The following is a 13,415-nucleotide window of genomic DNA, read 5'->3' on the forward strand; positions in this document are numbered from 1 at the left end:
ACATAAAATTGAATCACGAAATCAGTGATCAAATGTGTGGCCCAGCTGGCGGCGTGCCAAGCGGAAGACCCCCCCGAGCAACTGCAGGACGACCATGGTCAGCCCGGCGATCGGCAGGATCAGAAACATGACCTGAAGCGCGGAAGCCCCGACGACAACATAGTCTCCGGAGGCAGCGGCGTTGATCACCAGCTCTTGGATCCGCTGCCAATCGACCCGGATGAGACCGGGGAGTTGAAACACGAGATACCCGAGTTGCAGGGCAAGTGCCGGAATTACACAGACGACCCAGATTGTCACCATGGCTTGGGGCCACCGTTTCAGAGCCCGGAGCCGTTCATCCGGTGTCCGCCGGAAAAGCACTCGCCGGATGATGGGACCGATGTACTTGAATAGATCCGGAATGCCGACCAGGTCGGAGATGATGTAGTAGCCGTCGAACCGGAGTGTCGGCAAAAGCTGCTGGAAGATCTCCAAGTTGACGGAGAGGATGGCCACCAGCAGGGGCTGGAACCCCGTCGCCGCATAGGCCAGCACCAGGACGTTGACGAAAATGGCGTTGAAGTAGACGCCGCCCAGGTCCGTACGGATACGCCCACCGCGTCCCAGCCGGTAGGAGTTGGTGATGTCGGTGTAGAAGGCCGGCCACACCAGGTACATGCCGCACCCCATGGCACCGGGCCGCACCCCGCTGTACCGGCATGCCGAGGCATGCCCCATCTCATGGAACACGCACGAGACAATGGCCAGGAGCACAACGAGCATGAAGGCGGCCGGAGAGAAGAGTACGGCCTTCAGCGCGCCAACGGTGTCTTGCCTCCAGAACCAGACTTCTCCCCCGAGGAAAGCCGACATCACGAGCAGAACCGCCATCGGTCGATGCAGCCACGCGAACAGTCCGGAGAGAAACCATGTCACGCTCTCCGAAAGCACCTGCTTCCGGAACCGGAACGCGAGGAACGGCTCGGCTTTGGCGGTGGGTGGAGGAGGTGTGCCGTCGCAGTAGGTGGTGATCCCGAGGGGTGCGAGTTTCTGGTCGACAAGAAAGGTCACGTGGTCGGCGGTGAATCGCCGCCCGGATTCCCTGCTGAGTGCCTCGGCAATCTCAGCCACGGTGGGGCGGCCACCACCCAGCATCTTGGCAACGGAGTACAACAGGGCGGGGAGACGGACCAGTTGCCCGTCGGGGCGGGACACCAGCTGCGGCGGCTCACGGTACCCCGAGCCCTCGAACTCACCTACCAGCTCCGTGCCCTCGACCAGGGAGGGCCTGGCTTGCCCGTTCGTTCCGGACCGCTCTCCTTCCAGAGTTGGGGTGTCATTGTCGGTAGGAGCCAGTGGCCGTTGACTCATGGAACTCTCCAAGACGCAGGGTTGGGACAGGGCACATGGACGCCCCCACGGCTCCGCCTCGACCGCCACGCCCCTGGACGACCGCTGGCATCCTGCTTCCCGTCGTCGGCACCGCTTGCTCCTCCGCGTGCCGTCCCGCACCACGGGCTCCGGTGCCGCGCCCGGGGCCATCCGACCCGTCTCGGCGTCCCGCTCTGGTGACCTCGAGCGCTCTCGGCCCCAGGGGCCGCGCCAAGCACCGCCCCGGTTCACACGTGAGTTCAGGCCGTGGTGGGCGGGGGACCGGGTGGTGGCACGGACGACATGGAGCAGCCATCGGCAGGTGGCGGGAACGGCGGTAAGCCTTCTTCGACTTGCGTGCGGGGCACGTGGCGATGACCGCGACGACCGGACCGCTGGGGCAGGGACAGCAGCCATGGGAGACGAATCCGCCGAGCCGGCGAAGCCGAGCCGCACGTCCTGCGCCGGTTGGGCGACGGGCCAAAGTGGTCACGCGATGGTCGGCGCGGGCTCGACGCAACGTGCCGACGGCCGACAACGGCGGCTCGACCCCACGGTACTCAGCAGGGACGACCCTGAGCACGGCGACTTCCCCTTCCCCGTTTCCGGCCGGCACGCTCTCGGCTGGTACGAACGCGCCAAGGATCAAGAACAACCATCGCCGGGTAGGCCGTCAAGTCACCGCCCGCGTACCGACGGTGCCGAGCAGAGCCGGCGGGGGTACGTTGCGTGCCGCAGCACTCCCTCCGCGCTCCGAGAGGAAGGCAGGACGTTTCCGGCGAGTCGGCGCCGCTACGTCGGCCGACGCTCCGGGGTGACCGACGCCGCGCCCCAGCAGCATGCCGCTGGGGCGGTCGGCACCCCCGCATCAGGCAACGGCTGACACGGGGATCGGTTTGCGAAGGGCCGCGGACAAGCGGGGAAGGGCGACATTCCTTCCCCGGCCAGTCTCCGACGTGGAAGAGCTAGCAGCTCAGGATCAGTAGCTCCTGATGGTCGCCGGCATACACGTGAGGCTGGGCACGGTGCTTTGACCCTGGCCGATGGACTGGCAGGTCGACTGAACCGTGTCGCTGTGCTGGCTGCCGCCGAAGAGACCGCCGAACACGCCGCCGAAGCCGCCGCCGGCGCCGCCGCCGCCTGCGGCAGCAGCGCTGGCGCTGCTCGAGCCACCGTCGGCGTCAGCTGCCTCGACCTGATGGCCGTGGCCGCCGGCGAAGCCTAACGGCACGACCATGTTGCCCATGACAGTTCGCTCGGGCAGCACTTCGCCCACAAGCAGGTCCAGATCCTCAAAACGGATTTCAGTTTCCATAGTTTCCTCTTCTCGCGTTGTTACGCTTGCCCCCCGTTCTTAAGATACATCTGGGGCCGGATTTCGACGTTTTTGAAGCACGCGGCCAAATAAATCATCCGGTTGGACGGTACGGCTACTCCGTTCGGTCCTCGAGTTCCGCTGACCCGGCGCTGCTCCGGTGTCCTCCGGGTGACGAGCCGCTGACCGACGCGCGTGTCACACAGAGCCAGTCGGATCGGCGGCTTGGCCGACGGCACGGCGAAAGCTCCGATGGGTCTGGTCATGTCACCCGCTCCACCGGAGCTTCGCTGCGTCCGAATGGTCCTTCGATGTCCAGAAGGATTTCAGGGGCAGCACACCGACTGCTGTCGGCTCAGCAATACCACCAGCTCGGGGGAAAGGCGAAGTCTCCAGGCTTGCTCTTGGATGTGATTGACGTTGCGATGCTGCACAGGTCATTCGCTGCCGTGTTGGGATCGACCTCGCGCTGCTTCTGCTCGAAATTCGTGATGTCCGTGGCGGTCCTGGAAATAAGTCCCAGCGGTTCCGTGCCCGGGCCCGCCAAACCTTCCATGCACGTCGCACTCGTGGGAGGGCAGTCAGAGATGTTCTTCTGGCCGCCCGCAGCAGCAGCGCACGCCGGAGGGGCCGATTGACCCTTGGGTGGGCTGCAGGGGTCGTCGGCGTAGGCCGTGGACGTGACTGGAATGGTGAACGCGGCCAGTCCGACGGTAACAGCCAGCATGCCGCGGGCGAGTGCACATCGATACATCAAATACTCCCAAGGTGTTCCAGAGCGGTGTGGTCAAGTTGAGGATGCAGAAGGATCAATCACTTTTTCCTGGAACGCACGGCGCTTTGTCTCTGCGGCTTCGCCGCGCGGAGCGGCGAGGGGAGCGCTCTGGGCTGCCCCCATCCGTTGGGCCGATTATCGAGGCAGGCGCCCCGTGGAGCAGTGTAGGTCTGCGCCACGAACGAGCTCGATTGCACGATTGACGGCTCGTCGACGACGACATCCTTTACGTACTTACTGGTACCAAGGGCCTTCAGAGTGCCCTTGACTCGGTGGCCCGTGTCCTGGTACCCCCAGACGAGTACATCGCCTGCCGGAGCAATTGCGTCGACGCTGTTGTAGCTCTCGACACTGTTGTCCCAGCTTCTCCGATCATTACGAGACGCAGACGATTCGTATTCCTGATCGGATCCTCTTGTGCCCGTATTCTGACCAGAAATATCACCCCTGAGCGTCCCCGAGGTATCACTCTCGTCGGTATTGGAAGAGGTCGCCTTCATCATTTCATTGTCGTAGCTTCCATTGTTCTTCGTGATTTCTTGGGTGCCCTCCGCCTCGCCAGAAAGCTCGAACTGGGAGGTGTTAGAAACCCGTCCCGTGTTTGTCGTTCTACCGCTGATCGTCCCTTCGACGTTGTCGGTGATTCTCGGCATGAGCCTGATACTCCGCCGAACGTCGACGTCTTCGTCGGTGCAATTCAGGAAGGCATTTCCTACCGAAATGACACCCCCCCGATATTCCTGCACTGAATCAACGATGAATCTGCATCCTTTACCCTGCTGGCAAAGGTCGGTAACCTCTTTGGTCGATGCCAGGGGCGTGTCGCCGTCAAAAGCCTGCGCCTTCGGCATGGTGCGGTCGTTCTTGTCCGCGGCACTCGCTGGATCGGCAGCGAGAGATACAACACTCAGGGAGATCAGTGGGACCAGTAGCGTGTACAGCGTCTGGATCCGGAGGGGTGAAGTAAGTCGTGTCCGTGGGGTGCCATTGCCGTTCAACCTGTTCTCCTTGCCATTCGCCTTGCTCGAAACTCCCGGCCACCGGCGGCTAGCGGTCCTTCAGCTTCAGCAGGAAGCTTCTGGACGCCTTCATGTCTGACTGCGGAGGCACGGAGAGGATCGCGCTCCGGATTTGCGGCGTAATGGCTGTCGGCCGGTCTGAAGTACACATGTTGAATTCGGCATCCGTCATGGGGCCGGTGCGCTGGTACCAGCGGTCGGGGAGCGTATCGGACGGAACATCGAACGTCGAGAACAGCTTGTAGCCATTACGAGGGCTGGTGAAATAGCCAACGACTCGTTGCCGGGCAGGCTCGAGTTCGATCCAGCTCGCTTCCCCGGGTTGGATTGTGGGAGCGACCGACCTCCTCACATCCCTTTTCCAGGTCCACGAAGCATTTGTGGCTTCCTCAACCCCTCGCCCGACCTGACCCGCCAACTTCGGCTTGGCTTCCGAGATGTCATCCGGCGGAATCATCACCAGATCATTCTGAGAGTAGTACCGAGAGATACTGTCAAAAGGCTTCTCTGTATAATTCAGGTCTCGATCGTCATTAAATGAGTTCCTGCCGCAGTTGAGGTGAACCTCCCCGACCACCCTAGCCTTGTCGTAATACTGATAAGAAGATTCGGGCTCCATCGTGAAAGCACACTGAGTGTCGCTGCCGTTGCAATAGTCCACCGCCGCTTGGATGGAGAGTGGGTCATTCTCGTTGTAGGCCGCTGGAGCAGGCAGCGCTACCTTGGGGAGCGTGGTGTCCGGGGGAGCGGGTACTCGTGTCGCGCGCACATTTGCAAGCATGGGGCCACAAGAACCGCTGCCTTGTGGCATTTGCGAAGAGAACGTTACCTGCACGTTGTCCTTGGACGCGGTGAGTGTGTACGTCCTGTTCAATTCCCAGTTCTGGGTACCAACGGTCGGTGTGCCTTTCGTAGTCAATACCTGACTGTGCTGACCATCGTCGATGGTGAACTTCTGGCCGTTCTGCACCTGGCCGAGCGTGCAACCCGTGTATGTGCTGGGACTGTCGTCGAATGTAAGAGTGACTTTGTCACCGGCATGAGTGCCCCACAGATTCATGTACAACTTGGCGGGGCCGCCCCCGAAGTTGAGGTTCGCAGCCTGAACCTGGTTCGGGTGCTTGGCCGCATCCACAGAGATCGTCGTGCCATTCCCGCCCCAATGGGCCGGCGGAACAAAATTCCAGTTCGTGCCGATCACGTGTGGGGTTGAAAAGTCGCCATTGGGTACCGGTACGGATACCGATGACTGGGCCGAGGCGGGAGGCGCTACGCATGGCAGTGCGAGAGCCAGTGCCGCACCCAGGCAGGTCCCGCCGCGCAACCAAGTCAAAGATTTCATGATTGTCTTCCTATGAATATTCAATCCGCACGGGTGCACCCGTCCGATCGATGACGTAAATTGACCCTACGTTACGGAGATCCACCTGACTGCGCGGAATTCCTCTGACCTGCCGACTGATACTTCTGCTGCTCGAAATCCCGATGCCCGCATCATGGTCGGCAATAAATTCTGTCACTTCTTTATGTGGGCACCAGCGCATACGGAGAAAGCTGCAAGGGGATTCCTCTCTCGTGCGCAGAGCGCCGCTACGCCAGACAGCGACGAGGGCGTGGGCCAAAGTCATTCGCCAAGCTCTTGAACTGGCATATAGATGAGGGTGCGCGCGATGCGGGGCTGACGTGCTGATCATCCGGTTGGACGCGCCGCTCATCCGGTTGGCGGAGCGACAGGCCTGCCCCCTTACTGGTCGCACGGCGGAACCGGCGTGATGGGAAAAGGCCTTGTCAATGTCGTCGCAGCACAATCACGGACAACATGTGTCGGTTCGGCACCCAAGGCCGGAACAGCCCTCCACCGGCTTGGGTGCCGACTCCGGCGGCAACGGCTTGACCAGCGACCACAGTTCGCCGGTGACGATCCACGGCCGGAACCGTCGCCTCCCCACGATCTGACCAACGACCGGACAAGCCAACGGTCACATGATCGAAAGCATGTGTGCCTCAGCGGGCCGGCGGGCGTCGGCCCAGAAACCACCCGTACGGCAGACATCCAGGGTGCCCATTTTCCCGTTGACTCAGCCATGAGCCATCTCCTGCCTGACGCTCCTACTCCGATCTACGACGCCCTGTACGCTCAGTGGCAAGCGAACTTCCGTACGGTGCCCGGCGAGCGAGGACCGGATGACCACTGGGGCCTGCCCTCCTTCCGAAGCAACACCCCGGCCGAACACCTGGTACAGCTTCCGGGCCGAGGTGTCCTTTCACCGGTGCCGTGGCAACGGGTCGGCCATGGCCTTCGCATGGGCATCCCCGTACCCGCGGCTCCGCTAGCACTCGAGCCAGCCGGCTGGTGAGGCCTGGGGCGGCGTGCTTTGCGGCCCGACTCAACCGCTGCTGGGAGCCGACCTCCCGTACACACGTGTGGGGCGCTCATGCAGTAGGCGAGTTCTCGGCGCGTTCACGGACGTAGGCGGGGCGCCCTGCACCGGTTCGTGCCGCACAACCGGCCGCGAGGAAGCACTGTGTCCGACCGCCGCCGTTCAGACTGCGGCAGCCGTCCCCATCGCGCGGCTGCCACCTCGTCACACGTCTGCGGCAGCCGGCCGTGATACGGGTGCCTGATGCGGCCTGGGACACATCCGGTCAGCCGTTGAACCGTCTCGTCACCGATCCCGCCGCCAACTGCGCAGGAGACGGCATCAGTTGCGTCCCTCAGAAGTGCTCGTTCCGGTCCTGCGGCAGTGATCAGGGAGCTCGGGGGCCGGTCACCACCGGGCCGTTCTCGGCATCCTGCGGAGTTGCCACGGGCAGGAGCGCGGCCCCCGCGAGGAGTGCGGAACTCACGGCGAGGACGGACAAGAACACAAGCGGACGCAGGTTACGGGTTCTGATGGGCTGCTCGACGAGGACATAGCTCAGCGCGGCGAGGGCGAGGGCCGCGATGAACCCCGTTGCGGCGCGGGCACCGTGGGAAAGATCCGGGAATTCGACGCCGAGGAAGATCCAGACGGGCCAGTGCCACAGGTAGACGGCATAACTGCGCAGGCCCACCCATTGAAGGGGCGCTGAGCACAGGAAGCGGGAGAGCGCACCGGGAGTCGTGTGCGCGAGGGCATTGATGACCACGGCCGCGGCGAGACCGGCCATCGGAAGCTGCCACATGTACAGGTCCGCGGAGTCGATGTCGGCCGTGGCCCACTGAACCGCCAGCACCGCGACGGAGATCGCGGTGAGCAGTGCGGTCACAAGGGTGGGGACGCGGACCGGGCGGAGCGCCACGGCGGCGCCGAGCAGCAGTGCGCCGGCTCGGGCGTCCGTGCCGAGGTAAGCGCGATCGGGGGCGCCTGGAACGTACCAGTGAAAGGCAAGGATGTAACTGATGCCGGCAAGGACGACCGCGACGGCGGCCAGAACACGGCGCGGCATCCTCACGGGCAGGAAGGTGAGTGCCGCGGCCAGGACAAGCGGCCACAGCAAGTAGAACTGCTCCTCGACGGCAAGGGACCACAGGTGGTTGAGAGGAGCGGCATCCAGACCGACGGACCAGTAACCCACGTGGGCGGTGATCGCATACCAGTTGGAAAGGTAGGTGAGGGCCGCCAGAGTCTGCCCGTTGACCGTGGGGCGCAGGCCCGGAGGGTCCTCGATCAGCATCCACACCTGTACCGCCGCCACCACGAGGAGCACGGCCGGCAGGAGGCGTTTGGCACGGCGGTACCAGAAGTCGAGCCGTACGGGGCCTGGATTCTGCTCCCGCTGGGCGAGCAACAGTCTGGTGATCACGAACCCGGAGATCACGAAGAACAGGTCGACGCCCAAGAACCCGCCTGACAGGGCGAGTTGGTAGTGAAAGGCGAGGACGCCGAGAACGGCCAGCGCTCGCAGGCCGTCGATCGACGGGATGCGGGAGGTGCCCCGGGGCTCCGCGTGCACGTCACCGGTGAGCCGCTCCGGGGCCACGCCCAGTTCCGTCAGTGGGCGATCGGTCAGTGCCGTCGCCCTTCTCATGCCGAACCTCATGACCACCGGTTCAGCTTTCAGCTCCGACGAAGACGGTGTTCAGGGCCCAGGTAGCGATCCGGTCGCGGGCCTTGGGTGCCAGGTGCCGCGTCGGGTCGTACACCGAGATGCCGTCGATCACCTTGGGACATGTGGAGTCGCTGCACAGCTGTCCCGCGACGTCGAGAAGGCTGACATCCGCGCGTTGCTGGTCGACTCGTCGCAAGACCTGGTTCATCACCAGGGCGGAGGCCCGGTAAGGAGAATCCGCGACCAGTGGCGAGGTCATCAGGTAAACGGGCTTGTGCGACGCGGTGAGCAGGTCCACCGCGTGGTTGAGGTGCGCTTCGAAGGCCACCCGAGCCGCCGCCGAGGTCAGGTCCTTGGGCTGCTCCTGCGCTTTCAGGCGCTGCGGCTCGACGTCCCAGTAGCCGACCATGAGCACTGTGGCGTCGGGCCGGAACGTTTTCAGATACGACGGCCACTTCTGCGGCCACTCACGGCATCGGGCGGGGACGTCGTCGCCTGCGGGAAGCCTGATGCCGCAACCGCCCAGGCCCGCGTTGACGACGGTGGTGTGGCCGGAGACGACGGCGCTCATTCCCAGGGCGAGGTTCGCGGCCCAGGAATCCCCGACGACCATGATCGTCCTGCCGTTTGACGCTCGGCTGAGGTGTGCAGGAGCGATGCCGAGCGGAGGTTCGGCGCGGCCGGCTTGGGGATCGGGAGCCCGCTTTTCGGCTCGGGCCATGGACTCCTGCTGGCCGGGTTGCTGGCTCGAGCAGCCCGCGGCCGCGAGACCCGCCAGGCAGAGAATCGCGGCGAGCACGCGGCCGGGGCGGTAGAGGGTGCGGCTCATCAGTCGAACTTCACATACGGGGTGATGTTGCCGGACATGTTCGGGCTCAGCGTCCCGATCTCACCGGCACATCGAGCCGAGTGGTAGTAGTGCATGGTGTTGTTGGTGACATTGATGGCGTAGAACGGAGGTTGGTTTCCTCGCAGCGTGTAGCAGTGGCCGGACTGCGGATTCGCTAATGAGGAGGACTGAACGCCACTGCCGTCGGGGCTCCAGTAGAGGCCTCCGGTAGTAGCCATGGCAGTGGTCGGCAGCAGGGCGGTTACGCCCATCGCGGTTACAGCGGCAAAAACCTTGAGCTTCATATCGGGTGCCTTTCGACAAGGGGTTTCTGCGAGGCAGGAGAGGTGGTTTCTCAACCCTGGTAGTCAGGCTGGAACATCTGGTTGAGAATCCAAGCGCCGAGTCGCATCTCCGCTCCGTGGGTGGTGTGCCAGGTCTGGTCGTACACCGGGATGCCATGAATGGGGGACGGGCAGGCGTTGTCATTGCACAATTGATCACGAAGGTTCAGCACATGCACATTCGCATGAGTACGGGCCACGTTGTCGATCAGATCGTCCACCACCCGCGCCGAGGCGTCGAGGCGTGGGGCGTTCATGACATAGACGGGAGTGTTGCGCACGGAGAGAATATCGACAGCACGGTTGAGATTCTCCGCAAAGCGGGCCCGCTGATCGGGGTCCGTCAAGTCGCGAGGTGGAGCGTCCCAAGTGACCTTCCGGGGCTGTGAGTCCCACTGGGCGACCATGAGGAACACCGCATCAGGGCGGTATGTGTCCATCAGCTGCGGCCACAGGGTGGGCCATTGGTTGCAGGCGGAACCCTCATTGTCCGCCGTGAACCGGATCCCGCATCCCCCGCGGCCCTTGCCGTAGACGGTCGTACCGGGCGAGGCGGCACGCATGCCGGCCTCCATGTGAACCGACCAGGAATCCCCGACCGAGAGCACCCTCTTCCCGGCGGCAAAAGGTGTCACATGTGCCGTACCCAAGGGCGGCTCGGCGCGGATCCCGACCCGCGCCGAGCTCGCACCCGGCAGGTGCTCTCCTGTAGGCGTGGCCGAAGCGATGGACGCAAAGGCCGGCCACAGGGCCAGGCCTGAAGTAGCCAGCGTGATCCCCAGTTTGAACTTGTTCAGCTTCATGCCATCATCCCCGGATCGTCAGCGCCGAATTCTTTCTCGTATACATAGTCAGCCGAAACAGGATTGCTCGCTCAGAGCCATCCGGTGACCGCAACGGAGCGTCGCGCCGCCCATCGGAAGCTGGTCCGCGCGATTCGGGCCACGCGAAAACCCACGCTATCGAGGCGTCTGGCGGCCGCCGGGCCAGACACACCACGGGTTACGGTCATCGGTCCCTCTAACGGCCGAAGCAGTAAAGCTTTCCCCCAGCTGTGATTTCACGAATCGCAGGCTCCAAGGGGCGCCGTCGTCCGATCGAGTGTCAGATCAGGCCGGTGACGGTGACCGTGACGCGAGTACGCCCCCCGATTCCGGGCGAGGTGCGCACTGCCCTCTCCACTGCGGCACGTACGGCTCGGGTCACGTCGAGAGCTCGCCGACCGCGCCGCAGGACGACGCTGACGTCGACCGTCAAGGTCCCGGCAACGCCCTCGCGGCGCACGCGTACGGCGGACCTCGCGGCTTCCCTGTCGAACTTTCCGTCGGCCTTCGCCTGATCCGTCACGCGGCCCACGACCGAGGCACGCAGGAGCCCGGCGAGTCCCGGGCGCAGGAACGCGACCCCGGGTACGTCGACGACGGCCTGCGCGATCCGCTCCGTCAGCTCCGCGGAATTCCCAGCCGCCGTCACCTCGGTCCTCCGTACTGCGGGACCTCGTCGTACACATCGGCAACGGCCACGTCCACCGAGCCGACCTCCATGCCCAAGGCACGTTCCGCCACGGCCAGCACCCTCTCCCGCACCTGCTCCGCGACCCGCTGGAGGTCAGCGGTCACGGCGACCACGACTTCGATGCTCACCGCCACCGGACCCCGTGTGCGCTGGGAAGTCGCGGCGCCCGAGCCGGGCGGTGCGACGCGGCAGCTGCCCGCACGGACATCCGGCAAGGAGTCCACCGCCGCGCGGAAGACCTTGGCGGCCGCCGCCTCTACGATCCAGTTGTCCTCCGCGGGGGCGCCCAAGGGCAGTGTCCTGCCAGGGCGCAGTTCAAGTCGTACGACGTCCATCACCCGGTCCACGAGCGCGCTGGCGTCGGCCTCGGGAGGATCCTCCATCCGCGCCTCGTCCACGACGTTCTTGAGCTGGTCAAGTTCACGCAGCGCGCCGGAGCAGTACGGGCATGTTCGGGTGTGCGGATCGTCCAGGCCTTCCTCCCGCTGGCGCCACACGTCGGCCAGTTCCCGACCGCAGGCCAACCGCTCGTCGTCGGAGAGTTCCTCGCCCGCCATCCCATCGGCCGAGCCGGAGTCCGGTTCGTTCATCGCCATGCGACCATCGCCTCCGTCAGCTGGCGTCGCGCGCGGAAGACGCGTCCACGGACCGCCTCCTGACTGATTCCAACGATGTCCGCCACCGCCTCGTACGACAACCCGTTCAACTCCCTGAGCACCCAGCACACTTTCTGTTCGGGCGAGAGAACTTCCATGGCCTGCGTCAGGGCTTCCACAGCGGCCTGGCCCTCCACCGCGCGCGCCGGGGAGACCTGGTGTTCGGGAGCGACGGGCTCGGGCACGGCTTCGAGGGCGGCAACCGGCCGCCGCGCACGCAATGTGTTCAGGCACTTGTTGGTCACGATCCGATACATCCACGTGCCGAATGCGGACTCCCCGCGAAACTCCGGTAATTTCCGCCATGCGCTGACGAAGGCCTCCTGTACGGCGTCCTCCGCCTCGGTCCTGTCCCCGAGCAATCGTGTGGCCATCTGCAACAGCATGGGTCCGTGGTGGCGCACCAACGCTTCGAAAGCCTCCTCGTCACCCTCTCCCGCCCGCACAGCCAGCAGGGTGTCCTCGCGCCCTTCGCCCTCCACGGCGTCGGGCGGTCTGTCCCACTGCCCTGGCACTAATGATCTCCTCTCTCCCTCGGGCCCCTTCCGCCGACCTTGCGTCCGACCCTGCGGACGGACGTGCGTGCAGCGGCAGCGGCAGCGGCAGCGGCAGCGGCAGCGGCAGCGGCAGCGGCACGCTATCCACGAAGTGGGAAAAACCCGAGCATCGCGTAATGAAACAGCTCTGAACGTGTCGAGTTAGGTGATCGCGCAGAAAGCCATTTATCCAGGAGGCACACCGATGAAGACACCGGACCCGGATCCGGCACCGGCGACCGGCGGCGGCCGGGCGCCGGCCCCTGATGTCACGGCCATGCCCGTCAACACCCGCGATGCCTCCGAGAGCGCAGACGCGCAGGGCAGGACCACCATCGCCGACGTGGTCGTCGTGAAGATCGCGGGAATGGCGGCCCGGGAGATCCCGGGTGTGTACGACATGGGCGGCGGCCTGTCCCGCACGATCGGGGCGGTTCGCGAGCGAGTGCCGGGCGGGCGACCGAATGTGGGGCGCGGAGTGAAGGTCGAGGTCGGCGAGCGACAAGCCGCGGTCGATCTCGATCTGGTGGTCGAGTACGGGGTGCCGATTCCCGATATCGCCCGTGCCGTACGGGAGAACGTGATCTCCGCCGTGGAGCGGATCACCGGCCTCGAGGTCGTCGAGGTGAACGTGAACGTCGACGACGTACGCCTCCCGGAGGACGAGATGGGCGCTGCGGCAGACTCACGTGTGGAGTAGGCCGTAACGCCGTCGCGACACAGAATGCGGCCGGCTTTTCACGTGGGGCACGGCCGGTCTGCCGGAGATAGACGAGAAGAAGTGAGGAGACCGGTGAGCAGAGCCGAAACAGGTCTGTTGGCGGGCATGTCCCTGGGTTATGCGGGCTGGTTCGGCGGCTTCACGGCATTCCTGCTGGTGGCCGCGTTGGGGACGGTCGGCTGGATCGTGGGTCGCCTGGTGGACAGCGGAACCAGTCCGTTGGAGTACTTCGGGCCCCGGGACAGTGGGCGTGACGAGTCCCGCGACGCCCCCGGTACCGGGCGGCTGCCGTGAGCACGGCCACGGCCGGAGCAGGTACG

The 13,415-nt window shown here is 64.7% G+C and carries 13 protein-coding genes; 2 read left to right on the forward strand and 11 right to left on the reverse strand.

What is annotated here, in order from left to right:
- Window positions 1-21: 21 nt before the first annotated feature.
- From ACZ7HQ_RS37425 to ACZ7HQ_RS37475, 11 genes are all read right to left on the reverse strand, one after another.
- Window positions 22-1,353, reverse strand: a complete 1,332-nt coding sequence (locus ACZ7HQ_RS37425) for a zinc metalloprotease (RefSeq protein ID WP_470999742.1) — start codon at window positions 1,351-1,353, stop codon at window positions 22-24.
- A gap of 979 nt (window positions 1,354-2,332) precedes the next feature.
- Window positions 2,333-2,668, reverse strand: coding sequence for a hypothetical protein (locus ACZ7HQ_RS37430; RefSeq protein WP_470999744.1), 336 nt, complete (start codon window positions 2,666-2,668; stop codon window positions 2,333-2,335).
- Window positions 2,669-3,481: 813 nt separating this feature from the next.
- Window positions 3,482-4,294: a hypothetical protein gene (locus ACZ7HQ_RS37435; RefSeq protein WP_470999746.1), complete on the reverse strand. Its 813-nt coding sequence runs from the start codon at window positions 4,292-4,294 to the stop codon at window positions 3,482-3,484.
- Between the two features lie 196 nt (window positions 4,295-4,490).
- Complete coding sequence (locus ACZ7HQ_RS37440; RefSeq protein WP_470999748.1) at window positions 4,491-5,663, reverse strand: hypothetical protein; 1,173 nt, start codon at window positions 5,661-5,663, stop codon at window positions 4,491-4,493.
- A gap of 1,547 nt (window positions 5,664-7,210) precedes the next feature.
- Window positions 7,211-8,473 (reverse strand): acyltransferase family protein, encoded by a 1,263-nt coding sequence (locus ACZ7HQ_RS37445; protein WP_470999750.1) that lies wholly within the window; start codon window positions 8,471-8,473, stop codon window positions 7,211-7,213.
- A gap of 22 nt (window positions 8,474-8,495) precedes the next feature.
- Entirely contained in the window at window positions 8,496-9,323 is an 828-nt protein-coding gene (locus ACZ7HQ_RS37450) for a DUF459 domain-containing protein (RefSeq protein ID WP_470999752.1), read from the reverse strand.
- Entirely contained in the window at window positions 9,323-9,628 is a 306-nt protein-coding gene (locus ACZ7HQ_RS37455) for a hypothetical protein (protein WP_470999754.1), read from the reverse strand. Before ACZ7HQ_RS37455 ends, ACZ7HQ_RS37450 begins: the two co-directional genes overlap by 1 nt.
- 50 nt (window positions 9,629-9,678) lie before the next feature.
- Window positions 9,679-10,470: an SGNH hydrolase domain-containing protein gene (locus ACZ7HQ_RS37460; RefSeq protein WP_470999756.1), complete on the reverse strand. Its 792-nt coding sequence runs from the start codon at window positions 10,468-10,470 to the stop codon at window positions 9,679-9,681.
- 301 nt (window positions 10,471-10,771) lie between these two features.
- Window positions 10,772-11,140 carry an Asp23/Gls24 family envelope stress response protein gene (locus tag ACZ7HQ_RS37465; protein ID WP_470999758.1) on the reverse strand — a complete coding sequence of 123 codons (369 nt, stop codon included), beginning with the start codon at window positions 11,138-11,140 and terminating at the stop codon, window positions 10,772-10,774.
- Window positions 11,137-11,778 carry an Asp23/Gls24 family envelope stress response protein gene (locus ACZ7HQ_RS37470; RefSeq protein WP_470999760.1) on the reverse strand — a complete coding sequence of 214 codons (642 nt, stop codon included), beginning with the start codon at window positions 11,776-11,778 and terminating at the stop codon, window positions 11,137-11,139. The genes ACZ7HQ_RS37465 and ACZ7HQ_RS37470 overlap by 4 nt, the downstream gene beginning before the upstream one ends.
- Window positions 11,769-12,353, reverse strand: a complete 585-nt coding sequence (locus ACZ7HQ_RS37475; RefSeq protein ID WP_470999762.1) for an RNA polymerase sigma factor — start codon at window positions 12,351-12,353, stop codon at window positions 11,769-11,771. Before ACZ7HQ_RS37475 ends, ACZ7HQ_RS37470 begins: the two co-directional genes overlap by 10 nt.
- A 226-nt stretch (window positions 12,354-12,579) precedes the next feature.
- Here ACZ7HQ_RS37475 and ACZ7HQ_RS37480 point away from each other — a divergent pair, with 226 nt between their 5' ends.
- Together ACZ7HQ_RS37480 and ACZ7HQ_RS37485 are read left to right on the forward strand one after the other, a co-directional pair.
- Entirely contained in the window at window positions 12,580-13,074 is a 495-nt protein-coding gene (locus ACZ7HQ_RS37480) for an Asp23/Gls24 family envelope stress response protein (protein ID WP_470999764.1), read from the forward strand.
- 93 nt (window positions 13,075-13,167) lie between these two features.
- Window positions 13,168-13,389, forward strand: coding sequence for a hypothetical protein (locus ACZ7HQ_RS37485; RefSeq protein WP_470999766.1), 222 nt, complete (start codon window positions 13,168-13,170; stop codon window positions 13,387-13,389).
- Window positions 13,390-13,415: the final 26 nt, after the last annotated feature.

The sequence above is a fragment of the Streptomyces sp. NPDC037290 genome (assembly GCF_055603245.1).